Source organism: Vibrio tasmaniensis (assembly GCF_024347635.1).
Taxonomy (GTDB): Bacteria; Pseudomonadota; Gammaproteobacteria; order Enterobacterales; family Vibrionaceae; genus Vibrio; species Vibrio tasmaniensis.
Window position 1 is genome coordinate 915,645 of the sequence record NZ_AP025510.1, and the last position, 24,343, is coordinate 939,987.

At 44.7% G+C, this 24,343-nt stretch carries 20 protein-coding genes; 15 read left to right on the forward strand and 5 right to left on the reverse strand.

Features of this window, described 5'->3' with window-relative positions:
- Positions 1-328 precede the first annotated feature (328 nt).
- The gene (gene fadI, locus OCV44_RS04420; protein ID WP_139685590.1) at positions 329-1,636 is read left to right on the forward strand and encodes an acetyl-CoA C-acyltransferase FadI; all 1,308 of its coding nucleotides are present in this window, start codon (positions 329-331) and stop codon (positions 1,634-1,636) included.
- Complete coding sequence (fadJ, locus tag OCV44_RS04425; RefSeq protein WP_170213743.1) at positions 1,636-3,882, forward strand: fatty acid oxidation complex subunit alpha FadJ; 2,247 nt, start codon at positions 1,636-1,638, stop codon at positions 3,880-3,882. Before fadI ends, fadJ begins: the two co-directional genes overlap by 1 nt.
- A gap of 483 nt (positions 3,883-4,365) precedes the next feature.
- On the opposite strand, the gene OCV44_RS04430 is transcribed toward fadJ, so the two are convergent.
- On the reverse strand, positions 4,366-7,143 hold the full coding sequence (locus OCV44_RS04430) for an insulinase family protein (RefSeq protein ID WP_139685589.1): 2,778 nt from the start codon (positions 7,141-7,143) through the stop codon (positions 4,366-4,368).
- Between the two features lie 306 nt (positions 7,144-7,449).
- Here OCV44_RS04430 and sixA point away from each other — a divergent pair, with 306 nt between their 5' ends.
- Entirely contained in the window at positions 7,450-7,914 is a 465-nt protein-coding gene (sixA, locus tag OCV44_RS04435) for a phosphohistidine phosphatase SixA (protein WP_012603460.1), read from the forward strand.
- Positions 7,915-8,049: 135 nt separating this feature from the next.
- Here the strand turns inward: sixA and smrB are convergent, their stop codons facing one another.
- The gene (gene smrB, locus OCV44_RS04440) at positions 8,050-8,580 is read right to left on the reverse strand and encodes an endonuclease SmrB (RefSeq protein ID WP_139685588.1); all 531 of its coding nucleotides are present in this window, start codon (positions 8,578-8,580) and stop codon (positions 8,050-8,052) included.
- 62 nt (positions 8,581-8,642) lie between these two features.
- Here smrB and prmB point away from each other — a divergent pair, with 62 nt between their 5' ends.
- The 10 genes from prmB (at position 8,643) to hflX (ending at position 20,882) form a co-directional block, all read left to right on the forward strand.
- Complete coding sequence (gene prmB, locus OCV44_RS04445; RefSeq protein ID WP_009848509.1) at positions 8,643-9,575, forward strand: 50S ribosomal protein L3 N(5)-glutamine methyltransferase; 933 nt, start codon at positions 8,643-8,645, stop codon at positions 9,573-9,575.
- A 261-nt stretch (positions 9,576-9,836) separates the two neighbouring features.
- The gene (locus OCV44_RS04450; protein WP_139685587.1) at positions 9,837-10,478 is read left to right on the forward strand and encodes a LysE family translocator; all 642 of its coding nucleotides are present in this window, start codon (positions 9,837-9,839) and stop codon (positions 10,476-10,478) included.
- A gap of 476 nt (positions 10,479-10,954) precedes the next feature.
- Entirely contained in the window at positions 10,955-12,412 is a 1,458-nt protein-coding gene (locus OCV44_RS04455; protein ID WP_139685586.1) for a protein adenylyltransferase SelO, read from the forward strand.
- A 157-nt stretch (positions 12,413-12,569) separates the two neighbouring features.
- Positions 12,570-13,298, forward strand: coding sequence for a response regulator (locus tag OCV44_RS04460; RefSeq protein ID WP_139685585.1), 729 nt, complete (start codon positions 12,570-12,572; stop codon positions 13,296-13,298).
- Between the two features lie 72 nt (positions 13,299-13,370).
- Entirely contained in the window at positions 13,371-14,816 is a 1,446-nt protein-coding gene (locus OCV44_RS04465) for an ATP-binding protein (RefSeq protein ID WP_139685584.1), read from the forward strand.
- Positions 14,817-14,926: 110 nt separating this feature from the next.
- Entirely contained in the window at positions 14,927-16,174 is a 1,248-nt protein-coding gene (locus OCV44_RS04470; RefSeq protein ID WP_139685583.1) for an ABC transporter substrate-binding protein, read from the forward strand.
- Between the two features lie 144 nt (positions 16,175-16,318).
- The gene (locus OCV44_RS04475; RefSeq protein ID WP_009848503.1) at positions 16,319-17,257 is read left to right on the forward strand and encodes a carbohydrate ABC transporter permease; all 939 of its coding nucleotides are present in this window, start codon (positions 16,319-16,321) and stop codon (positions 17,255-17,257) included.
- Positions 17,254-18,111: a carbohydrate ABC transporter permease gene (locus OCV44_RS04480; protein ID WP_050052727.1), complete on the forward strand. Its 858-nt coding sequence runs from the start codon at positions 17,254-17,256 to the stop codon at positions 18,109-18,111. Before OCV44_RS04475 ends, OCV44_RS04480 begins: the two co-directional genes overlap by 4 nt.
- Before the next feature lie 6 nt (positions 18,112-18,117).
- Positions 18,118-19,230, forward strand: a complete 1,113-nt coding sequence (locus OCV44_RS04485) for an ABC transporter ATP-binding protein (protein ID WP_065113367.1) — start codon at positions 18,118-18,120, stop codon at positions 19,228-19,230.
- Between the two features lie 284 nt (positions 19,231-19,514).
- Positions 19,515-20,882 carry a GTPase HflX gene (gene hflX / locus OCV44_RS04490; RefSeq protein ID WP_139685582.1) on the forward strand — a complete coding sequence of 456 codons (1,368 nt, stop codon included), beginning with the start codon at positions 19,515-19,517 and terminating at the stop codon, positions 20,880-20,882.
- Between the two features lie 94 nt (positions 20,883-20,976).
- Here hflX and minE read toward each other — a convergent pair whose 3' ends face one another.
- The 3 genes from minE to minC are packed head-to-tail and all read right to left on the reverse strand — an operon-like array spanning position 20,977 to position 22,744.
- On the reverse strand, positions 20,977-21,240 hold the full coding sequence (gene minE, locus OCV44_RS04495; protein WP_009848499.1) for a cell division topological specificity factor MinE: 264 nt from the start codon (positions 21,238-21,240) through the stop codon (positions 20,977-20,979).
- A 6-nt stretch (positions 21,241-21,246) separates the two neighbouring features.
- Complete coding sequence (minD, locus tag OCV44_RS04500; protein WP_139685581.1) at positions 21,247-22,059, reverse strand: septum site-determining protein MinD; 813 nt, start codon at positions 22,057-22,059, stop codon at positions 21,247-21,249.
- Positions 22,060-22,081: 22 nt separating this feature from the next.
- The gene (gene minC / locus OCV44_RS04505; protein WP_139685580.1) at positions 22,082-22,744 is read right to left on the reverse strand and encodes a septum site-determining protein MinC; all 663 of its coding nucleotides are present in this window, start codon (positions 22,742-22,744) and stop codon (positions 22,082-22,084) included.
- Positions 22,745-22,962: 218 nt separating this feature from the next.
- Here minC and OCV44_RS04510 point away from each other — a divergent pair, with 218 nt between their 5' ends.
- Both OCV44_RS04510 and OCV44_RS04515 read left to right on the forward strand, forming a co-directional pair.
- A complete protein-coding gene (locus tag OCV44_RS04510; protein ID WP_009848496.1) occupies positions 22,963-23,253 on the forward strand; it encodes a YcgL domain-containing protein in 291 nt (96 codons plus the stop codon).
- A gap of 30 nt (positions 23,254-23,283) precedes the next feature.
- On the forward strand, positions 23,284-24,282 hold the full coding sequence (locus tag OCV44_RS04515; protein ID WP_139685579.1) for a lytic murein transglycosylase: 999 nt from the start codon (positions 23,284-23,286) through the stop codon (positions 24,280-24,282).
- The last annotated feature ends 61 nt before the right edge of the window (positions 24,283-24,343 follow it).

The window sequence follows — 24,343 nt, forward strand, 5'->3', positions numbered from 1 at the left end:
TTGAAGGCTGACTTTACTTTCTCCTAATCAGGAAACTGATTATTTCAATTGGCGTTAAGTTAATTGCTTTATATACATTCCGACCACACAGTTTTGTGTGGTTTTTTTTTGCCTCAAGAAAACCATTCCTTACATAGCGATAACAGCTTTGCTTGCAATAGTTTAGTATCTTACGACAACCTTTCCCTCAAAAAGGTTCGCCTGAATGTTCAGTTAGATTTTCAAGCAGTGGGATACTCGTATCACGTTTATTTAAACGCCTGTTTGATTTAATTAACAACTTGTTTACAATGCTTCAGGTCAGACCTCTTAACCTTAAGGAGAAACCATGGGCAAACAGGAAGTCAAAACGCGTTCTGGAGAACGTGTTGCCGTTGTCGCTGGACTACGAACCCCATTCGCTCGTCAGAGTACAGAATTTAGCCAAGTGCCTGCGGTTGACCTAGGCAAAATGGTGGTGAGCGAAATGCTTGCAAGAACTGATGTCGATCCTGCGCTTATCGAACAAGTGGTGTTCGGCCAAGTAGTGCAAATGCCAGAAGCACCGAACATTGCACGTGAAATCGTATTGGGTACAGGTATGGACATTAATACTGATGCCTACAGTGTGACGCGAGCATGTGCGACTAGCTTCCAAGCTGCAGTTAACGTGACCGAGAGCATTATGGCAGGCACGATTGATGTTGGAATTGCGGGCGGTGCGGACTCTTCTTCTGTATTGCCAATCGGTGTTTCGAAAAAGTTAGCGGCGAACTTATTAGCACTGAGTAAAACGAAAACCATAGGTCAAAAACTGAAGATTCTTAAAACATTTTCAGTCAAAGATTTGATGCCAGTACCACCCGCAGTCGCAGAATACTCGACAGGTTTGTCTATGGGACAAACTGCTGAGCAGATGGCTAAGACACATGGTATTACTCGCGAAGCTCAAGATGCACTTGCTCACCGTTCTCACTCTTTGGCTTCTCAAGCATGGAAAGAAGGCAAGATTAAAGACGAAGTGATGACGGCATTCCCCGCGCCTTATAAAAAGTACCTAGCAGAAGACAACAACATTCGCCACGACTCGACGGTTGAAGGTTACGCTAAATTGCGCCCTGCATTCGACAGACAATACGGCAGTGTAACGGCAGCTAATGCCACGCCTCTTACCGATGGTGGTGCTGCAGTGATGTTGATGCGCGAAGGCAAAGCGAAAGAGCTAGGCTTAGAAGTGCTTGGTTATATCCGTGGCTACGCATTCTCAGCGATTGGTGTTGAAACGGATATGTTGATGGGTCCGACGTACGCGACCTCTCAAGTATTGAAGAACACAGGCCTAGAATTATCAGACCTAACATTGATTGAGATGCACGAAGCGTTTGCAGCTCAAGTTCTAGCTAACGTCAAAATGTTCGCAAGCGATGAGTTTGCTCAGAAGAATCTTGGCCGTGACAAAGCGATCGGTGAGATTGATATGGATAAGTTTAACGTGCTGGGTAGCTCAATTGCCTACGGACACCCGTTTGCAGCAACTGGCGCGCGCATGATGACTCAGACACTGCGTGAACTTAAACGTCGTGGTGGTGGCCTAGCATTGAATACGGCTTGTGCGGCTGGTGGCTTAGGTGCAGCAATGATCTTGGAGGTGGAATAATGTCTACGACTCTTGATGTGAAAAAAGAAAAGAAAGCAGTCAAAAAAACGGATTCAAAGCCAGTGACTGTATCTAAAAGTGACAAGACGGTTTCAAACGATGAAGCCGTAAAACCGGCGACCGCGTTTTCTTTAACTATCGATGAGCAAGATATTGCATGGCTTGCGATCGATGTGCCAAACGAGAAAATGAACACGCTCCAAGCGGCGTTTGCTGAAGAAATGAAAGCCATCTTCGTGCAACTAAAAGAAAAGCAAAGCCGAGTTAAAGGCTTGATCGTACATTCATTGAAGCCAGATAACTTTATCGCTGGTGCTGATGTTCGAATGCTTGATGCGTGCAAAACCGCTGATGAAGCACAGTCTCTCGCTCGCCAAGGGCAAGAGATGTTCCAAACATTATCTGATTTGCCTTACCCAGTGGTTGCTGCGATACATGGTCCATGTTTAGGTGGTGGTTTAGAGCTCGCACTTGCATGTGATTATCGTGTATGTACTGATTCCGACAAGACCCGTCTTGGCTTACCAGAAGTGCAGTTAGGCTTATTACCTGGCTCTGGTGGTACACAACGCCTGCCTCGCCTTATCGGTTTACTGCCTTCTCTTGACCTTATTCTTACGGGCAAGCAACTGCGCGCTAAAAAAGCGAAATCGCTCGGCGTTGTGGATGCTTGCGTGCCAGAAACTATCTTGCTTGAAGTTGCTAAGAGCTTTGTCGAAAAGAACTCAGGCAGTAAAAAAGGTAAGCGTCTTGCGTCTAAAGTTCAGGCTTCGACTAAGGAAAAGCTAATCTCACGAAATAACCTTGGTCGAAAAATGATTTTCGAACAGGCTTCAAAGAAAACGAATCAGAAAACGCGCGGTAATTACCCTGCAGCTGATGCGATTCTTGATGTGATCCGGTATGGCCTTGAGAACGGCTTTGATAAAGGCCTTCAGTATGAAGCGAAGCGTTTCTCTGAACTGGTAATGACGGCAGAATCTAAAGCCCTTCGTTCGATTTTCTTTGCCACCACTGAAATGAAAAAAGAGCACGGTGCAGACGCGGAACCAAAAGCGGTTAAGCGTGTAGGTGTTCTAGGCGGCGGTCTAATGGGCGCTGGTATCAGTCATGTCAGCGTTGCAAAAGCGAAAGTACCGGTTCGTATTAAAGACGTATCAAATGAAGGTGTGCTCAACGCACTTAACTACAACTTCAAGTTGTTCGATAAGCAGCGTAAACGTCGTATTCTGAGTCGAGCGGGTCTTGAAAGTAAGATGTTACAACTGTCTGGTGGTATCGACTTTACGAGTTTTAACCACACCGATGTGGTGATTGAAGCGGTATTTGAAGATCTCGACCTTAAGCAATCAATGGTTGCAGACATTGAAGCCAATGCTAAGCCAGAGACTATCTTCGCGACGAATACTTCTTCACTGCCGATCCATAAGATTGCAGAGAAGGCGCAGCGTCCAGAAAACGTAGTCGGTCTTCACTACTTCAGTCCTGCAGAAAAAATGCCGTTAGTTGAGGTGATCCCTCATGAAACAACGTCAGAAGAGACGATTTCGACGGTGGTTGCATTAGCGAAGAAGCAAGGTAAAACGCCGATTGTTGTTAAAGACACGGCAGGTTTCTACGTGAATCGTATCCTTGCTCCGTACATGAATGAAGCTGCGCATCTGTTATTGGCAAATGAGCCGATTGAAAAGCTCGACAGCACATTGTTGGATTTCGGTTTCCCGGTTGGCCCAATTACTTTGTTAGACGAGGTGGGTGTTGATATCGGTGCGAAGATCATCCCGATCCTGGTTAATGAATTAGGCGAACGTTTCCAAGGCCCTGATGTATTCGACATTCTTTTGAATGACAACCGTAAAGGTCGTAAGAGTGGTAAAGGTTTCTACACTTACAAAGGGAAGAAAAAGGAAGTCGATAAGTCAGTTTACAAGCTGCTTAAACTGCAACCTGACCCTAAGTTGAGTGATAAAGACATCGCAATGCGCTGTGTGCTACCTATGCTCAACGAAGCCGTTCGTTGTCTTGATGACGGTATTATCCGTAGCCCACGAGATGGCGATATTGGTGCGATTTTCGGTATCGGTTTCCCTCCATTCCTAGGTGGTCCGTTCCGTTATATGGATCAAATCGGTATTAAGTCACTGGTAGAGATGATGAACGACTTCGCTAAGAAGTACGGTGATCGTTTCGCGCCATGTGATGGCCTACTGACACGAGCTGGCTTGGATGAGTCTTTTTATAAGTAACTCTCTCTACAGGTAACGTTCTAGGACATTAATTATCAAGCCCGTATCAAGCAATTGATGCGGGCTTTATTTTTATGGGAACATGCGAAAGGAAGGAGATTCCCGACTCAGTCGTTCCTCCTTCTCGGGAATGACGGGGTAGTGATGTGTTCTGTCGGGTAGTGTTAGCCTGGTGTGGGATAGTCCCGACTCAGTCGTTCCTCCCTCTCGGGAATGACGAGGAGAGGGATGTGTTCTGTCTGATAATATTGGCTTGGTGGCGGAGATTCCAGATTAAGTCGTTGCTCCTTCTCGGGAATGATGGAGGGAGATAAAAAGTAAGTTATTGCGTTGATAATAAAGGTGGTCAAACACATCGCAATCAAAACTACCGTCATCTCCTAAAGCGACGGAGGAGCGCAATAGGAGATCTGCTTTTGTGCTTGACCCAATAAAAAAGGTTGATGTTTTTACATCAACCTTCTGATTTTTCGTCCGGAATGACTAGCCAAGCTCACAGTCTTTCGGGCGTAACTGAAACTCATCAATTGAGCCAATCTCAACACCTACCGACAACTTATCTTCCTCATTATGAGCATTGCCGTGCGCATGCATAATCAGACGATTCGCTGTACGAGGTTTAAGTTGGCTAACCACAAAACGCATCATATCAGAGCGAGTCAGACCTTTGAGCTCTTCTAACACGCGATCCCTCTGATTGAATTCCCAATCCTTATTGCCTATGGCAACCCATAAGCGTTGAGCACGTCCTCGCAAGGTGGTGTCTGGCGTTGAAATTTGATTCCAGAGGCCGCGTTTACTGCTGTGCCATTGATAGTCGTTAAGCTCTAACAGCACCATGTAAAAGGCATTGAGGAACTCATCTATTGAGGCTAACAAGTCTGCCGGGGCAGCATTAGGCGATTGCACATACAACACAATTCCTGGGTGTCGGTTCAACGGCATATTACCAGTGCCGACCATATAACCTAGCTGCTGTTTAGTACGTATCTCATGGAAGAAAGTGGCTGACATCAAGTGGTTTGCCAATGAATACAGTGCAATATTTGTAGGTGATATATCTGAGCATTGGTAGTAAACCACAATGGCTGAATCATCTTGATTACACACTACTTCGCGTTGGAAACTACCATTATCACCCAACATAATTAAAGGGCGCAGTGACTCTTCGTACGCTTGATCTTGAACACGCAATGCATCTTTTAGCGTTTCAGCCATCTTATACGCGTCAGCTTTTTTCCAGTCACCATACACAAACATTTCGACATGCAGTTCAGCCAAAATAGCTTGAACAAAACAAGAAAGCTCATCGACTTCGATTGTTTCCAGCGCTTCAATTAAAACGGAATAGGGTGGGTTATTTGGCTGTAAGATTCCCGTCATCGCATTGAACAACTGAGAAATAGGACGGTCTTGCGACGCGTTATTCCAGTTTCTGAGCAATTGATGCTTAATCGTTTCGAAGCGTGCTGGACTAAAGTTACGAGCTTGAAAATGCTCAAGGATCATATTGAGCAACTGTGGTTGCTTTTCACTGAACCCAGAAAGAGTCAGTGTGACACCACCTTGATGGGTATACATGTTGTACCCCATACCAGCTATCTCAGCTTGATACGTATCTTTTTCAAGTGAGTCTAAGAACATCTCTACACACAAGCGTGTTTTAACGATGTTTCTCGGGGTGGCCACTGAGTGTGGGCTATCTATAGCGATATACACCACACCTTTAGGTACTCGAAATTGATGATCTTGTAGATGCCACAGTTTAAAACCGTCTAACTCTTCTAACAGTTGCGGGTACTTAGCGTCACCTTCGAGTTCAGCCGGGTCTAAATCGTAGCAAATAAACGGGTTTTTATTTGGAAGCTCGAACTGCCAACTGGGGTTGATGCACGTAAAGCATTGAATTTGCTCAGCGCCAAAAGGCGTAACAGAGTAGGGTGTAAAGTACCACTTCGCTTCTCTGTCATACTCGAAGCCTTGAGCTACGATGGTGCTCCGCATGTTGTCGACGGATAAGTAGCGAAGCAAAGAGCGTTGTAACTCTTCGTCGAAATGCGACATTTTGTAATCGCCATACACCATATCTTGCTCTTGGTAATGCTGCATGTTGATCACTAGATGGCTGACGACATCAAGTGGTCTTGAAGGCTCTTGAAAGCGGAAGGCTGATTCCAAAACAGCTCGCTTTTCGAGGTAACGCCACTCTTCAATACCTTGTTGTTCAATCAACTTAATGTACTGGAACACTGCTTGAATGATGTTATCGGTTTTGGTTAAACCTTCGATGGTTAATGAGCAACTGACTGTGAAATCACGGTAGTTACTGCCGCTTGCTCCGCCACCAGCCGAGAGTGAGGTTATCCAACCTTTCTCTTTTAACTGCATCATCAAGCTACCTTCCCCTTCATAACCTAAAAGGTGTGCAAAGAATGACAATGGCTTAATACCATAGTGTTCGTCCATGCTTGGCATCGGGAAGGTTAAGATAAGTTTGCGCACTTCTTTTATCGGCTCAACGCGAACTTGAACGCCCGTGCTTAACTCGCCAATAATAGGCACTTCAACCTTTTTACCTTGTAGGTTGTGATTGGTGATTGAGTTAAAACGATTCTCCACCCAACTTTGCATCTCATCTAATGATTGGTTGCCAGACAATGTCAGTGTCATTAAATCTGCTGAGTACTGTTGCTGGTGGAAAGCTAAAATCTCTTGTCGAATCGTCTCGCCGTTTCGGTCACCCAACGTATCGATATTGCCGACAGAAAATTTCGAGAATGGGTGATTGTGATTTACCAACTCTTTGGTCACTTGGTATAAGCGTCGCGAGTCGTCGTTGAGTTTCATTTTATACTCAGAATCAACGGCTTGGCGTTCTTTGTCTAATGCTTCTTCGTTGAACAGGGGGGCGGTAAAAAACTGGCTGAAGCGATCGAGTGCATTTTCAAAGGCATTCAATTCAACATCAAAAAAGAAGCAGGTGTGTTCGGTTCCTGTCCAAGCGTTGTTGCTACCGCCATGCTGGCTGATAAAACTTTGGAACTCTCCGACCTTTGGATACTTTTCAGTTCCCAAAAATAGCATATGCTCTAAGTAGTGAGCTAATCCCTCTCGATCTGCAGGGTCATCAAAATGCCCGACATTAACGGCGAGTGCGGCTGCAGCTTTTTGAGCGTTCTGATCGTGAACTAACAGTACTCTCAACCCGTTATCCAATGTTACGTAACGGTATTGATGTTCATCATTAGGGCTTAAATGCACAGATGCATCTCCAGAGAAGGTGGTTTTTAAATTATGTACGCGATGATTTAAGGTGCAAACCTCGCGATCATATTTTGGGATATGAAGTGCTTTTTGGCGACTTCTAAATCACTTTTATCGATTTTTATCAGTGATTTATTTTCTTTTAATAAGATTGTTAAGAAAGTCGAACTCTTTAGCAAGTGACTTGATATAATTATTTATATAGACTGCGTTTTCTCTAGTTTGAGAGCCAAACGCTAAGTAGCGTATCGCTGATATATAGGATATATCGACTTTCGAAATGTTACGTAGACAGGACTGAACATGAAAATATTCATAATGCGCCACGGTGAAGCAGAACATTTTGCTAACTCGGATGCAGAACGAGCGTTAACGAAGCGCGGTAAAATGGCGTCTCTTGCGGTAGCTCAAGCTGCAAATGAGCAAGGATTTAGCCAGTTCGATAAAGTGCTTGTGAGCCCATATCTAAGGGCACAAGAAACGTGGTTAGAAATCTCTCAGGCATTTTCTGGAAAGAAAGTAGAAACCTGTGATGATATTACGCCTTATGGTATGTCTGACGATGTGTTTGATTTGACCATAGCAATGGCTGAAGTAGAAAAGCTAGAGACCATTTTATTTGTTTCTCATTTACCTCTAGTGGGCTATTTAACGGCTGAATTTGCGACGGGTATGGCGCCTCCTATGTTCCCAACCTCAGGGCTTGCGTGTATTGAATTCGACCTTGAAAAACAAAAAGGCGAGTTGCTTTGGAACATTAATCCATAGCTGAGACCGTTTTCTCAAGATAAATAAAAGGGCACTTCATGATTATTGAGATGCCCTTTGTTGTTTCTAACGGACCATTCCCACCAAGCGACAAGGTGCTGGACGTACTTTTTAGAATAAAGAGCAAGTCGATGGCTATTTATCTGGGATAGCAAGTAAAACCAGTAGCGCCCCATGGCCGCCGAACTCTAAAGGTGCTTGGTGAAAAGCCATCACATCTGGGTGTTGCGCCAACCATAAAGGCACTTTCTGTTTAAGGATGTGTTTACCAATACCGTGCTGTACACAGGCACATGCCACACTTTCTTTAATACAGTGAGCAATCATCGCGCCAAGTTCTCGTTTGGCTTCCTGCTGCGTCATACCGTGCATATCAAGATACACATCAGGTACGTAGACACCACGACGTAAGCGCTTCACCTCATATTTAGAGACATCATCGCGCGCATAACGTGTCGGCCCATCTTCGCTAAGATGCGGAATGAACTCATCCGAGAAATAAAACTCGCTATCACTGGCTTGTCTTGCCGTTCGAGTAATTTCTTTTTGCTTGGCATTTCTTTTTGGCTGCTGGACTATGGTATCCTGTTGCAACTTTTTAACGCCCTTTACTGCATCGTTGAACAGGGCGAAATCGTCATCGAAGTCGGTGTCTTTTTTGCTCATCAGGTTATGAATTCTAATTAGAAACGTAATTAGCAGTATTGTAGCGCTTTTCGGAGACAATTTTGGATAAGATTTTTGTAGAAGAAGCGGTATCAGAACTACACACGCTTCAAGATGTGATTCGTTGGACTGTTAGTCGCTTTAACGCAGCGGGCCTATTTTATGGTCACGGCACTGATAACGCGTGGGATGAGGCGGTACAACTAATTTTACCTACTCTTTATCTGCCGATTGATGTTCCTTCGCATGTGATGAACTCTCGTCTAACGAGCAGCGAACGTCTGCGTATTGTTGAGCGCGTAATCAAGCGTATCAATGAGCGTACACCAACGGCTTACTTAACCAATAAAGCTTGGTTCTGTGGCCTTGAGTTCTTCGTTGATGAGCGCGTTCTTGTGCCTCGTTCTCCAATTGGTGAGCTGATCGAAGCTCAATTCCAACCTTGGTTAATTGAAGAGCCAACTCGCATCATGGATATGTGTACGGGTAGTGGTTGTATTGCTATTGCTTGTGCTCATGCATTCCCTGACGCTGAAGTAGATGCGATTGATATCTCTACAGACGCATTGCAAGTTGCAGAGCAGAACGTTCAAGATCACGGCATGGAGCAGCAAGTGTTCCCAATCCGTTCAGATCTTTTCCGTGATTTGCCAAAAGAGAAATACAACCTGATCGTATCTAACCCACCTTACGTGGACGAAGAAGATATGAACAGCCTGCCAGATGAGTTTACTCACGAGCCAGAACTTGGCCTAGCAGCGGGTACTGATGGTCTGAAATTGGTTCGTCGCATCTTAGCTAACGCACCTGATTACCTAACTGACGACGGTATTCTTATCTGTGAAGTGGGCAACTCAATGGTTCACATGATGGATCAGTACCCAGAGATTCCATTCACTTGGATTGAATTCTCTAACGGTGGTCATGGCGTATTCATGATCACTCGTGAGCAGCTTGTTGCTTGCGCTGATGAGTTTTCTATCTATAAAGACTAGGTTACTGTTAGTTGTTAGCTTAAGGATTTAGCTAAGAGATTAAGCTGGAAACTTAAGGTTAGAACTTTGTAAGACGTTCTATTTGAAACGTTTGAACTTAAACGCCATGCAGCAATGCATGGCGTTTTTTATTGCCGATATTAAGGGGATTTTCACCGATATCGAAGATGTTAGGCTCAGTATTTAGTTGCTTAATATGAATAACTATCACATATTGGTGCTCAACATTTAGTCGCTTTAGTGAATTAGGGAGAATTCGCGATGACCTTTGATACATGGATTTATTATTTATTAGCGGTGCTGGTTTTGACAGCTTCGCCCGGGCCAAGCTCTTTGTTGTGCATGACTAAGGGTGTGCAATCTGGCTTTAAGTTATCGATATTTACCGCCTTGGGTAGCGTGACTGCCATTACCGGAATCCTAACCTTATCTTTTACCGGTTTAGGGGTGATCATTGCTTCGTCAGAAGTGGTGTTTAATATCATTAAGTGGACGGGGGCTGCTTACCTTATTTATCTCGGTTGGAAGTCGTTACGATCGAGTCAGCAAGATTACGACAAGTTATCGAATCAACAAGCCGGCTCTCAACCTGTTAAAGAAAGCGCTGCACAGCATTATGTCAGTGGCTTTATTGTTGGTGCGAGTAACCCAAAAGCTATCCTGTTCTTTACCGCACTTTTTCCTCAGTTTATTGACCCATCGATAGCGCTATTTCCTCAATTTGTGGTGTTCGCTTTAACCTTCGTTGTGATGGAATTGTCTTGGTTATTGCTCTACGCCTACCTAGGTGCTAAATCATCAAATTGGTTGTTTGCTAAAGGTAGAGCTAAGGTTTTTAATCGTGTGACTGGTGGTGTCTTTATCAGTGCTGGGGCGCTACTTTCTACGACAAGCAGAGCGTAATTTTTAATTTATCAAAGGCCTGAATAGTTACGGAAAATTATTCAGGCTGTCATAAAAGGTTAATATTAATGTGCTTGCTGCTTTTAGCGAAAAGTCGATATATTGGTGTTACATCATCACGTTCTCAGGAGAGACATATGCAGCATCAAGAAATGATTCAACACAGTAATTTTGGCGTAATCAGTCGTACTTGGATTTTCTCTACCCTTTCTCTTCTGGGTATTCTTGCTCTAATGTAGCTATTTTTTGGCTCTATATTTTCAGTTTTTATTATGAACACACTTGTCAAAACGTCTTCAAAGTCAGAACTCTTTTTCTTATAAATGTGGCTTTTCTCATCAGGCTAGCCACTTAACTTTTCCTCTTCGTAAAACAGCTAAGTCATCTTCTCTCATAAGTTCATCGCGTAACCGCATCTGAAGTTGTTATCAAACTGTGATAATCTTAAATCATCTTTTATCTACAGTGTGCCTCTCATGTCTGTCTGGGATTCTATTTCATTTAACAATCGATTTACTGCATTACCTCGACTGTTCTATACCCCAATTCAACCTACACCGCTCAGCAATGTCCAATGGCTCGCATGGAACCATAACCTTGCGAATGAACTCGGCTTTCCGTCATTTGAGGGGGCTTCCGAGGAGTTGCTTGAGACGTTATCTGGCAATGTTGAACCTGAGCCATTCTCGCCGGTAGCAATGAAATACGCAGGCCATCAGTTTGGCTCTTATAACCCTGATTTAGGTGATGGAAGAGGGTTGCTTTTAGCACAAGTTGTCGCTAAAAGTGGTGAAACGTTCGATTTACACCTGAAAGGTGCAGGAAAAACCCCCTATTCACGCATGGGCGATGGCCGTGCGGTTATTCGCTCAACGGTGCGTGAGTATTTATGTAGTGAAGCAATGGCGGGTCTCAATATCCCAACCACTCGCGCATTGGCAATGATGACCAGTGACACGCCTGTTTATCGTGAGAAGCAAGAGTGGGGTGCATTACTGGTACGTGCTGCAGAATCTCACATTCGATTTGGTCACTTTGAGCACTTGTTTTATACCAATCAATTAGCTGAGCATAAGTTACTGGCTGATAAAGTGATTGAATGGCACTTCCCTGAGTGTTTGGATGCTGAGAAACCCTACGCTGCTATGTTTAATGAGATTGTTGATCGTACTGCGGAAATGGTCGCGTTGTGGCAAGCGAATGGTTTTGCTCACGGAGTCATGAATACGGATAACATGTCGATCATCGGGCAAACCTTCGATTATGGCCCATTCGCATTCCTTGACGAATACGATCCAAGATTGATCTGTAATCATTCGGATTACCAAGGTCGTTACGCTTTCAACCAACAACCTCGAATTGGATTGTGGAACCTATCGGCACTGGCGCACTCACTTTCTCCATTGGTGGATAAGGCCGATTTAGAGGCCGCGTTAGAGCAGTACGAACCACAAATGAATGGTTATTTTAGCCAGTTGATGCGTCGTAAGTTGGGATTGCTTTCGAAACACGAAGGTGACAGTCGCTTGTTTGAAGCGTTGTTCGAGCTGATGTCGCAAAACAAAGTCGATTACCCAAGGTTCTTTAGAACGTTGTCGAACTTGGATACCTTGCCGCCACAGGACGTGATTGATTTGGTTATCGATCGCGAGGCGGCGAAGCTATGGGTAGATAACTATTTACAACGCTGCGAATTGGAAGAAAGTTCAGTGGTAGAGCGCTGCGAAAAGATGCGACAAGTAAACCCGAAATACATCCTCAGAAACTACCTTGCCCAACTCGCCATAGACAAAGCGGAACGCGGTGATAGCAGCGACATTGATGCTTTGATGGTGGTACTTGCAGATCCTTATGCAGAACATCCTGACTATGAACACCTTGCAGCTCTGCCTCCTGAGTGGGGCAAAGCCATGGAGATCAGTTGTTCTTCTTAGCCTTTAATGATTCTTTGAGTCGCTAAGTACAGATAGAGGTCACTAAGTTGTGATCTTTATCTGTTCGTTCTTCTAACTTTACAAACATGTCAATAATCAAACATTCGGCTAGCCTATACACTGTGTGAATAAGTTGTAAATTTAATAGGTTTGGGCGATGCCAACAAATACTCGAATTCTCGTGGTGGATGATGATCAAGAAATCTGCGAGCTGCTGGAAGAGTACCTCACAAAATCGGGCTTCGATGTTTCTTCGGTGGGAGATGGTGTTGAACTCGAAACTTATCTGCAAAGCAATGGTTATCCAGACCTGATTCTGCTTGATGTGATGCTCCCCGGTGACGACGGTTTTACCTTGTGTCAGCGAGTACGAAAGCAATCGAATGTGCCTATCATAATGCTGACTGCGGTATCGGATGAAACCGATCAGATTATCGGGTTGGAAATTGGTGCCGATGACTATATTGCCAAGCCGTTTAGCCCTCGTCAGTTAATGGCTCGAATCAAAGCGCTGTTACGCCGTGTTCAAGTAGTCGATGACAAACCCAATGATGCACTGCCAAAGCAGATTATTTTTGGTGATTGGACGCTTGATACGCTCGCACATCGAATTTCCCACAATGAAAGCTCAGAAGAGATGGACTTGTCGGGCAGTGATTTTTCTTTGTTGATGTTGTTCTTAACTCGACCTAACGAAGTTCTCGACCGGGATACTATCTCTTTTGCGACCAGAGGCCGTGAAGCGCTGCCGTTTGAACGTGGTATTGATGTGCAGCTTAGTCGCCTGAGAAGTCGATTGGGTGACAGTGGCAAATACCCTCATTACATCAAAACCATGCGCGGTAACGGCTACATTCTTGCTGTGCCGGTTCAGTATGAACACTAAGCATGACCTACTGTTAATTAAGTAACGCTAATAAAATATTTCCAATGAAGTATTCCGGATGAAATATCTCGTATGAACTGGATGAGTTGGTTGAAACCAAATTCGTTAGTCGCAAGAACCTTATTGTTGACGCTGTTAGCCGTGGTAATAGCTCAGGGCATCGCAACGTCTATCTGGTATAGCGAATCAAAACACAAAGAGCTGGAAGGGATTCGTTCTGCCTCGTCGAGCATGGCGAACATGTTTGCTTCAACGGTGACTTTTTTCCAATCTCTACCCGTTAAATATCGTCATATCGTGTTGGATCAAATACGGAATATGGGCGGTACGCGTTTCTTCGTTTCTTTCAATAAAGAGGCTTTGATTGTCGAGCCGATTCCCGATACCCGCTTAAAAACTGCCTCAATTGAGGCCATAGAAAGTGTTTTGAGTAGCAAACTCAATAAAGTGGCGTCAGTGCGGGTTGATTTCTCTCGTCCTGAGCACCTTCGTTTGCTCAAAAATGATATCTATTTAAGCGATCTCCCGCGATCGTGGGCACATCATACTTTAACCTTAGAGCCTCTTAATCCACCTATTTTGGTTGTTCAGATAGAATTGACCAGTCATGAATGGGTGTATATTGCGGCACTGTTGCCTGCGCCATACGTAAAGCTCGACGATACGATTCTTGGTCGTGAGCAAGTCATTTTCTTAGTTTCCTCGACACTCATTCTGCTCGTACTTACCTATTTTATGATTCGTCGCCAGGTTCGCCCTCTTAAAAAGTTAGCAAGAGCGGCTAATGAGATGAGCATGGATATTCAGCAGCCTCCGCTTAATGAAGAAGGGGCAACGGAACTGGTCACTGCCACTCGAGCCTTTAATCGCATGCAGCAACGGATTCGTCGCTATGTTGCCGACCGAGAGCACTTGTTCTCGGCTATCTCCCATGACTTAAAGACACCAATAACACGTCTTAGGTTGCGTGCAGAGTTGTTGGAGAGTGAAGTAAAGAAAGACAAATTCAATAAAGATCTCGATGAACTTGAGATGATGGTTAAAGGTGCTTTGCAAGCGGTAAGAGACACCGATCTACACGAGAATAATGCCATTATTGACCTCAACGAAATGGTACTTTCTGTGATTGAATCTCATAACCAGTATCAGACAAAAGTTGAGTTCGAGCCTGTCGTCATTGAGCCACTAGTCGCGAAACCACTGGCGATTAAGCGTGTACTGACCAACTTAATTGACAACGCGGTTAAGTATGGTTCGTCAGCTGTCGTGGAAGTTAGTGGTGATGAGCTTTGGGTTGTCGTGACTATTCAAGACCGTGGTAATGGTATTCCAGAAGACAAGTTAGAGTTGGTTTTCGAACCCTACTTTAGGTTAGCAACCGACGACCAAGGACACGGTTTAGGCCTCGGCATCTGCCGAAATATCCTGCACGGACATGGCGGAGATCTCATTATTCGCAACTCCCCCCAAGGTGGCTTGGAAGTCAAAGTCTATATCCCCACAGGCCTAGAAGTGTAGTGTAACAATCACGTTACATTGGAGTTACCTTTTGTTTCAATCTTATCAATCAGAATAAGTAGACTCTTTATTGAACCGGACGTCGAGTCCGCTAAACATGGAAGATTATAATGAAAATCAATAAAACCCTACTTACTCTATCTCTTCTTGCTGCCTCAACATTTTCTCACGCTGGTGAAGTGGAAGTACTTCACTGGTGGACTGCCGGTGGCGAAGCGAAATCCGCTGCGGTACTGAAAGAGATGATTGAACAACAAGGCCATACTTGGAAAGACTTTGCAGTGGCTGGTGGCGGCGGTGAAAGTGCGATGACTGTTTTGAAAACGCGAGCAGTATCGGGCAACCCTCCATCTGCCGCGCAGATTAAAGGTCATGATATTCAGGAGTGGGGTGGTTTAGGTTTTCTAACGTCTCTCGATGCGACTGCAAAACAAGAACAATGGGATGAACTACTACCAGAAGTAGTGACTAAAGTGATGAAGTGGGATGGCGAATATGTAGCAGTTCCTGTCAACGTTCACCGTGTTAACTGGCTTTGGGCAAACCCTGTTGTTTTAGAAAAATCGGGTGTGACGGTTCCAACGACATTAGATGAGTTCTTTGTTGCTGCAGACAAGATTAAAGCGGCTGGCTTCATTCCATTGGCTCATGGTGGTCAACCTTGGCAAGACGCGACGGTATTCGAAGCAGTAGCTCTCGACGTACTAGGCAGTGAAGATTACAACAAAGCGTTCGTTGAGCTTGATATGGACGTGTTATCTGGCGACAAAATGGTGGAAGTATTCACCAAGTTCAAAAAGATGCGTGATTACATCGACAGCAACTCGCCAGGTCGTGATTGGAACGTCGCAACCTCAATGGTTATTAATGGCGAAGCCGCGATGCAAATCATGGGTGACTGGGCGAAAGGTGAATTTACTGCAGCAGGTAAAGTGCCGGGTAAAGACTACATCTGTGCACCAGCTCCTGGTACTGACGGCCAATTTACCTTCAATATCGATAGCTTTGCGTTCTTCGAGTTAAGCGACAAAGAGAACCAAAAAGCGCAGCAAGATCTAGCTAAAACCATTCTTACTAAAGATTTCCAAGAAGTCTTCAACCTTAACAAAGGTTCTATCCCTGTACGTCTAGATATGGACATGTCTAAGTTTGACCAATGTGCGTTGGATTCAATGGCAACCTTCAAAGCGAGTGCTGAATCGGGCGATCTTGTTCCGAGTATGGCTCACGGCCTAGCGACAACAAGCTACGCTCAAGGCGCTATCTATGACGTAGTGACCAACTTCTTCAACGAGAAAGATGCCGATCCGAAACAAGCGGCAGCTAAGTTAGCAAAAGCAGTGAAAGCGGCTATCTAATCTAACTTGGTCTAACACCAAACCCCCAGGGTGGGTAGGCTCGTAGGGAGCCTATCTGCTCTTCACTCCCAATTCTAATATGCGTGATGCTGATGTGGTGCCGAAAGGTAAGCCATTGGCTCGATTGTGCAACAAGGATAAGTTATGGAGCATGTTTTGACTGAGTCGACTCCAAAACCCACAAGGAGCCAGCCTGCACCGAAACCGAGTTTTGCTGACAGGTTGCAACATTGGTTACCTAAAATTGTACTGGCGCCAACTGCGTTAGTGACCGTGGTGTGTATCTACGGTTATATATTTTGGACGGCCGCATTGTCGTTCACCAACTCTCGATTTCTGCCGAGCTTTAACTTCGTTGGTTTAACCCAATATGAAAAGCTGATGGACAACGATCGCTGGATCACTTCAATCACCAACCTCGGTGTGTTTGGTTTTCTATTTATGGCTATTGCCATCTTGCTTGGTGTTGGTTTAGCGGTATTGCTTGACCAAAATATCCGCCAAGAAGGAGCGATTCGTACTATCTATCTCTACCCAATGGCGTTGTCATTCATCGTGACAGGTACGGCGTGGAAATGGATTCTTAACCCGGGTCTTGGCATTGAAAAACTGATGCAAGACTGGGGATTTACTGACTTCAAATTTGATTGGTTAGTCGACTCTGAAATGTCGGTCTATACCTTGGTTATCGCGGCACTTTGGCAGTCTTCTGGATTCGTAATGGCGATGTTCTTAGCAGGGCTACGCGGTATTGATTCATCAATCATCAAAGCCGCTCAGATTGACGGGGCAAGCTTACCCACTATCTATCTCAAAATCATTCTACCTTGCTTGCGTCCTGTGGTTTTCAGTGCGGTGATCATCACCTCACACATTGCGATTAAGAGCTTCGACCTTGTGACCGCAATGACGGCGGGTGGTCCGGGTTATTCATCGGATCTTCCAGCGCTATTTATGTATGCACACTCCTTTACTCGCGGTCAAATCGGCCTTGGTGCTGCCAGTGCCATGATGATGCTTGCCGGTATCTTAGCTATTCTCGTGCCTTATCTTTACTCTGAACTTAGGGAGAAAAAGTCATGATGAATAACGTCAACTTTGCTCGAATCTTTATTTATTCAGCACTGCTTTTCTTCTGCTTGGTGTATTTAATGCCACTGTTCGTCATGGCGCTCACTTCATTCAAAACTCTGCCTGACATCAAGGCGGGTAACTTAATGAGCTTGCCGAAAGAGTGGGTGTTCGATGCTTGGTATAAAGCGTGGGATACCGCCTGTACGGGCGTGAAATGTGAAGGCATCAAAGGCTACTTCTGGAACTCGTTCCAAATGGTGATTCCTGCGGTCGCGATTTCAACATTGCTCGGTGCATTCAATGGTTATGTTGTGACGAAATGGCAATTCAGAGGTTCAAACCTGTTCTTTAGTTTGTTGTTATTTGGCTGCTTTATTCCATTCCAAGTGGTGCTACTACCAATGGCAACCATGCTCGGCAAGATGGGGCTAGCGAACACAACTATCGGCTTAGTGATTGTGCACGTTATCTACGGCATGGCGTTTACCACTCTGTTTTTCCGTAACTTCTATATCTCGATTCCTGATGAATTGATCAAGGCGGCAAAGCTCGACGGTGCTGGCTTCTTTACGATTTTCTTCAAGATCTTATTACCGATCTCGACACCGATCATCATGGTGACTGTGATCTGGCAGTTCACCGCAATCTGGAATGATTTCTTGTTCGGGGTGGTGTACTCAGGTTCAGAAACTCAGCCGATCACCGTGGCATTAAACAACCTAGTCAACACCAGCACAGGCGTTAAAGAATATAACGTCGATATGGCTGCCGCGATCATCGCCGCACTGCCAACGCTGTTGGTGTACGTCTTCGCAGGAAAATATTTTGTTCGTGGCCTAACGGCAGGATCAGTAAAAGGATAATTACCCATGGCAACATTAGATTTAAAACAGATCCGTAAAACCTATCGCAACGCGGACAACGAAACGTTAAAGGGCATCGACATTAGTATCGATTCGGGGGAATTTTTGATACTTGTCGGCCCTTCGGGGTGTGGAAAATCCACCCTAATGAACACCATCGCTGGGCTCGAAAATATTAGCTCGGGTGAAATCGTGATTGATGGTGTCGATGTAGCGCAGGTTGAACCTAAAGATCGCGACATTGCGATGGTATTCCAGTCGTACGCGCTTTACCCAAACATGACGGTACGCGGCAATATCGCTTTCGGTTTGAAGATTCGTAAGATGCCGCAACAAGAGATTGATGCTGAAGTTAATCGAGTGGCGGAAATGCTACAAATTGAACAATTGCTAGATCGTAAACCGTCGCAACTTTCTGGTGGCCAGCGTCAACGTGTCGCGATGGGCCGTGCTTTGGCTCGTCGTCCTAAGCTGTATCTATTTGATGAGCCGCTTTCTAACTTGGATGCCAAGCTGCGTGTTGAAATGCGCCATCAGATTAAACGTCTGCACCAGAAGCTGAATACCACGATTGTTTATGTAACCCATGATCAGATTGAAGCTATGACTCTGGCGGATCGCATCGCAGTAATGAAAGACGGCGAACTGCAGCAACTTGGCACACCACAAGAGATCTACACTAAACCCAACAATATGTTCGTGGCGGGCTTTATGGGGTCACCATCCATGAACTTCATTAAGACCATGGTGGATTTGGATGAGGAACAGAATCCGATCATCAAAGTAACTGGCACGGCAGAGCAAGAACACCACATTCGATTGCCACAGAGTATGCGTGACCAAGATGGCAAAGAGTTGGTGATAGGGCTTCGTCCTGAGCACATTACTGAGCAAGAAGGTGATGATGTGTCGGCAACTACAAAGCTAGATCTGCAATTGGAAGTGTTGGAGCCAACAGGGCCAGATACCATCGCAATGGTTAAAGTGAACGATCAAGAAGTCGCGTGTCGTTTATCGCCAGAATTTGAAGTGTCCGTTGGACAAATGGCACCACTGCATTTTGACTTATCAAAGGCGGTATTCTTCGATGCTCAAACCGAAGCGAGAATCGACTTCTAACTTCAACTTCTAGTTGCTGAGTTAGTTTAACAATCAAAGTTCATGTCTAAATCAAAGGCAGTATCACCAACGAGTAATAAGTAAGGTGATGCTGCCTTTTTCGTTGGCTATACTTGCTTTCTATCCCTTATAAAAACAGGGGATAAACGATATATATGCTTCTACTGCAATAATATCGTGATTTAGTATCCCTTAGCTCTATAAAGCTGACGTAGAAACGCGTAGGATCACACTACTTTAGACCAAAAACTAGGTTGCACCTTGGTGCATAAACAGAAGAATACATGAAACTAACAGCAAAACCAGCGGCGAATAACGCTTTACTTATTTCTATTACGACACCGGATTTTAAAGGTGACGAAGCAAAAGAGTCTCTTGCCGAACTTGCTCGCTTAGTGACAACCCTAGGGTTTAAAGTCGTCGGTACGCAATCGCAACACCACAGTTCATCTCAAAGACAGAATGTGTTGGGTGCAGGTAAGCTTGCCGAAATTGCACATCTAACTGGTTATCAAGGCTCTATTGAAGAAGCAGAAGATGAAGACTTTATTGATGAGTCGTTTGATTTTAATGCTGAAATCGATGAGCTAGATTTTGATGATCTTCCTACGGGTAACTTCCAATACGGTGCCGCTGATGTTGTGGTATTTGACTGTGATTTAAGCCCATCTCAAATGCGTACTGTTGAGGCGAGTTTGGGTGTGGAAGTATTTGACCGTACTGGCATCATCATCGAAATCTTTAGCCGTCACGCTCGTACTCGTACTGCTCGTCTGCAAGTTGATATCGCTCGTCTCAATTATCAAGTGCCACGACTTCGTGAAACGGCTGAGGGTGATAAAGAGCGTCAAATGGGTCAGGGCGCCGGTGAAACTTCACTTGAGCTAGACCGTCGTAACGTACGTGACCAAATTGCTGCGCTTAAGCGCGAGCTAGTAAGCGTACAAGATGAAATGAAGACCCGACGCACAAGGCGCGCGGAGCTTTTCACTGTTGCGTTAGTTGGCTACACCAATGCCGGTAAATCTTCGATGATGCGTGCAATGACCGCAACCGAAGTGGTGGGTGAAGATAAACTGTTCGCAACGCTAGATACGACGGTTCGTGCACTTCAACCAATTACTCAACCGCGTATCTTGGTTTCAGACACGGTTGGTTTCATCAAGAAATTGCCACACGATCTGGTTGCTTCGTTCCACTCAACGCTAGCAGAAGCGCATGATGCTTCATTGCTACTTTATGTTGTTGATGCTTCTGACGTTTCATTCCGCGCACAACTTGATGTGGTACACGACGTATTAGCACAAGTGGGCGTTGAAGGCAGTGAAAAGCTATTAGTACTGAATAAGTGCGATAGATTGACTGAAGAACAGCAATTAGAGCTGATCGAAGAATTCCCAGATGCGATGCTAACGTCAACTCGTGATCCGTTAGATATCACTAAACTGCACAAATACATCGTTGGTGTTGCTGAAGAAGGCATGATCGAAGAAGAGATCACGATTCCTTATTCTGGCCAAGGCATCATTGGTGAGATTCGCTCAAACATGAGTGTGGTAAAAGAAGAGTACGATTACGAATGTATTAAGCTAACGGTTCGTTCAAGCGCCATTGATTTGGCGCGTTTGAAAAAGCGTATGCAGAATTCTTAATCTTTTATCGTGTTTAGACATAATTGAAAAGATAAAAAAGAGAGCCTAGGCTCTCTTTTTTATTGAATATTGATAAGCTCCGATCGAACTCTGATTATCGGTCTTCTTCTGGAAGCTTAACGTTCAGCTCTAATACAGAGATGTCGTCATCTTTGTGTTCGAAAGTCAGATCAACCATTGATGGATCGACGTCAACGTACTTCGCAATACACTTCAAGATGTCTTCTTTTAGTTGCGGCAGATAAGACGGCGCTGGGTCGTCATGGCTGCGTCGCTCGGCAACAATGATCTGCAAACGCTCTTTAGCTAGGTTTGCGGTTGTCTTTTTTTGTGGTCTAAAAAACTCTAGTAATGACATTGCGTATTAGCCCCCGAACAGTCTTTTGAAGATGCCTTTCTTCTGTTCCGTTAAGAAACGGAAGTCCACTGGGTTACCCAGTAGTCGTTCTACAGTATCATTGTAAGCCATACCTGCATCGGTTGCTTCGTCAAAAATAACTGGAACACCTTTGTTCGACGCGTTCAGTACTGCTTGGCTCTCTGGAATCACACCCAGTAGAGAGATGTGAAGAATCTCTTCAACGTCCTCAACACTGAGCATCTCACCTTGAGTTACACGTGCTGGGTTGTAGCGAGTCAGTAAAAGGTGTGTCTTCACTGGTTCTAAGCCGTCTTCTGAACGACGAGACTTAGAATCAAGAATACCAAGAATACGGTCTGAGTCGCGTACAGAAGAAACTTCAGGGTTAGTGGTTACAATCGCTTCATCAGCGAAATACAACGCCATCAAAGCGCCTTGCTCGATACCCGCAGGAGAATCACAGATGATGAAATCAAAGCCCATTTCATCCAGTTCATCAAATACACGACGAACACCGTCTTTTGTTAGTGCATCTTTATCACGAGTTTGAGAAGCCGGAAGAATGAATAGATTCTCTGTGCGCTTGTCTTTGATCATCGCTTGGTTAAGTGTCGCTTCGCCATTGATAACGTTAACGAAGTCGTACACAACACGACGCTCACAACCCATGATTAAATCTAGGTTACGCAGACCGATATCAAAGTCGATAACTGCGGTTTTCTTCCCTTTTAAAGCTAAGCCTGAGGCAATAGCTGCACTGGAGGTCGTTTTGCCTACCCCGCCTTTACCTGACGTTACAACGATAATGCGTGCCATTTTGTTTTCCTTTTTATTTCTCTTATATTGCGAGGACATCAACGTTTAATACATCGTTTGCCATACTGAACATGGTTTTCTTCTGCCAGTACTCGCTTTCAATTTGATCGCTGAGCCAGTAATTTCCAGCAATGGAAACCAGCTCGGCTTGTAAATCATTACAAATTATTTTTGCTTCAGTTTGACCACTCGCGCCTGCAATCGCACGACCGCGTAAAGTACCATGGATATGGATGCTGCCATCGGCTATGACTTCTGCACCGGCACTCACATGGCTGAGGATCAATAGATCGCCATCTTTTGCATACACTTGCTGACCAGAACGAATCGGCGTTCTCACCACTTTTATCGGAGCCATCTTCGCTGGAGCTTGAGAAGGAGACTTACTGGCTGTCATCACGGCAAAACCGGCTTCTTTCGCTAGGTTCTGCATACGTTTATCCGAACAACCAGCCACACCGACAGGGATCATGCCCGCTTGAGAAATGCCCTCTTTCAGTTGCACAAAATCGATATCACCCGCGACTTTACTAATATTGATAACAACAGGCGCAGCAGCGAAAAAAGTGGGAGCTTGGTTTACTTTTTCTTGAAGAAAAGACACCGCATTTTCGACTTGATCATCGGATAAGTGCAAAACAGATAGCGTAAAACTGCTACCTTTTAGATCTGGATTACTAGACATCGAAAACTACAGGACCTCAATAGCGGATTGGTACAATTTCTTTATCAATAAAATAAAGGGCGTTGCCTGAAACTAGGGTTATCATGTTATATTCCCAAACCAAGCACAGCAAGTAATCTTGTTGTCAAATGAACGTTTTGTTCCCAATATTTCCCTTAACATAAACTATTGATCTCGTAAGTGAGAATTTTGTAGTCATAAACAAGAAAAGGTTTGTCATGCTGTGTTCTATATATAAAAGTTCAAAGAAAGAAGGAACATACCTATATATCCCTAAGAAGGACGATTTTTCACAAGTACCTGACGCATTGATGCAAATGTTTGGTAAACCTAGTTTTGTAATGGTAATTAAAATGGATGGACGTAAACTGGCGCAAGTGAACATCGATAAAGTGAGAGAATCACTGAACACCGATGGTTTCTTTCTGCAGGTTCCGCCACCACCGGTTAATGAACTTGAACTTCATAAAGAGCGTAAAGCTCAGCAAAACGTTCAAGACGAAGAGTGATAGCTACCTTAATTCAGGGAGGAGTGATCGTTGAGTAAATTTTCGAAAACCATATTGGCTGTGTCGGCATTACTATTGGGTAATAGCCTGACGATTGGTTCAGTTCAGGCTGAAGAGCTGAGCTTTGAGCAATATGTAGAGAAACTAAAGCAACAAGGCCGTGCAGAAGGCATCTCTGAAACGATCATTGATCAAGCCTTTGATGGTGTGACGTTTAAGCCAAGAGCGGTGAAAGCCGATAAGAACCAACCTGAGAAAAAACTGACTCTGGATGAATACATTCCACGCGCGGTTCCAGATTGGAAAGTGAAGCAGGCGAGATCGCTCTATAAGAAGCATTATTCAGCGTTGAAGCGCATTGGTGATGAATATGGTGTTCAACCAAGATTCATTGTCGCGCTATGGGGTGTTGAGAGTAACTTTGGTAAGTTCACGGGCAATTACAGTGTTATCGATGCATTAACGACCATGGCCTACGAAGGGCGCAGAGAAGCGTTTTTCCGTAGCGAAGCGATGGCGGCACTGGCGATTCTTGACCAAGGCCACATTACACCCAAAGAGATGAAAGGCTCTTGGGCTGGCGCAATGGGTCAACCTCAGTTTATGCCAAGCTCATTCTTAGCTTATGCTGCTGATGGTAATGGCGATGGCAAGAAAGATATTTGGGGTACCGAAGAAGATGTCTTTGCTTCGGCGGCTAATTATCTCAGCCAATCAGGTTGGGATGACAAATATACTTGGGGCCGTCAGGTTCACGTTCCGGCAACCGTGTCTATCGAGATGCAAGGCCGAGATAAGGACAAAGCGAAATATCTAAAAGAGTGGTCTGAACTCGGTATTAAGCGCTTTGACGATCGCCCATTGCCAACGCTTGATGAAGACATTAAAGCTTGGCTAATTATGCCAGACGATGAAACCGGTCGTTCGTACCTCATTTACAACAACTACAATGTGTTAATGAAGTGGAATCGTTCTTACTACTTTGCTTTGGCTGTCAGTCACCTAGCCGATAGAATTAAGTTTGATTAGTAGATTTAGCTTGCTTTGATAGCATTTGGCCTACCATAGGCAGAACGAACTAAAGGACTCT

Coding starts and splice junctions, on each gene's coding strand:
- fadI (WP_139685590.1), top strand. CDS start 329: ATGGGCAAACAGGAAGTCAAAACGCGTTCTGGAGAACGTGTTGCCGTT.
- fadJ (WP_170213743.1), top strand. CDS start 1,636: ATGTCTACGACTCTTGATGTGAAAAAAGAAAAGAAAGCAGTCAAAAAA.
- sixA (WP_012603460.1), top strand. CDS start 7,450: ATGAAAATATTCATAATGCGCCACGGTGAAGCAGAACATTTTGCTAAC.
- smrB (WP_139685588.1), bottom strand. CDS start 8,580: ATGAGCAAAAAAGACACCGACTTCGATGACGATTTCGCCCTGTTCAAC.
- OCV44_RS04450 (WP_139685587.1), top strand. CDS start 9,837: ATGACCTTTGATACATGGATTTATTATTTATTAGCGGTGCTGGTTTTG.
- OCV44_RS04455 (WP_139685586.1), top strand. CDS start 10,955: ATGTCTGTCTGGGATTCTATTTCATTTAACAATCGATTTACTGCATTA.
- OCV44_RS04460 (WP_139685585.1), top strand. CDS start 12,570: ATGCCAACAAATACTCGAATTCTCGTGGTGGATGATGATCAAGAAATC.
- OCV44_RS04465 (WP_139685584.1), top strand. CDS start 13,371: ATGAACTGGATGAGTTGGTTGAAACCAAATTCGTTAGTCGCAAGAACC.
- OCV44_RS04470 (WP_139685583.1), top strand. CDS start 14,927: ATGAAAATCAATAAAACCCTACTTACTCTATCTCTTCTTGCTGCCTCA.
- OCV44_RS04475 (WP_009848503.1), top strand. CDS start 16,319: ATGGAGCATGTTTTGACTGAGTCGACTCCAAAACCCACAAGGAGCCAG.
- OCV44_RS04480 (WP_050052727.1), top strand. CDS start 17,254: ATGATGAATAACGTCAACTTTGCTCGAATCTTTATTTATTCAGCACTG.
- OCV44_RS04485 (WP_065113367.1), top strand. CDS start 18,118: ATGGCAACATTAGATTTAAAACAGATCCGTAAAACCTATCGCAACGCG.
- hflX (WP_139685582.1), top strand. CDS start 19,515: ATGAAACTAACAGCAAAACCAGCGGCGAATAACGCTTTACTTATTTCT.
- minE (WP_009848499.1), bottom strand. CDS start 21,240: ATGTCATTACTAGAGTTTTTTAGACCACAAAAAAAGACAACCGCAAAC.
- minD (WP_139685581.1), bottom strand. CDS start 22,059: ATGGCACGCATTATCGTTGTAACGTCAGGTAAAGGCGGGGTAGGCAAA.
- minC (WP_139685580.1), bottom strand. CDS start 22,744: ATGTCTAGTAATCCAGATCTAAAAGGTAGCAGTTTTACGCTATCTGTT.
- OCV44_RS04510 (WP_009848496.1), top strand. CDS start 22,963: ATGCTGTGTTCTATATATAAAAGTTCAAAGAAAGAAGGAACATACCTA.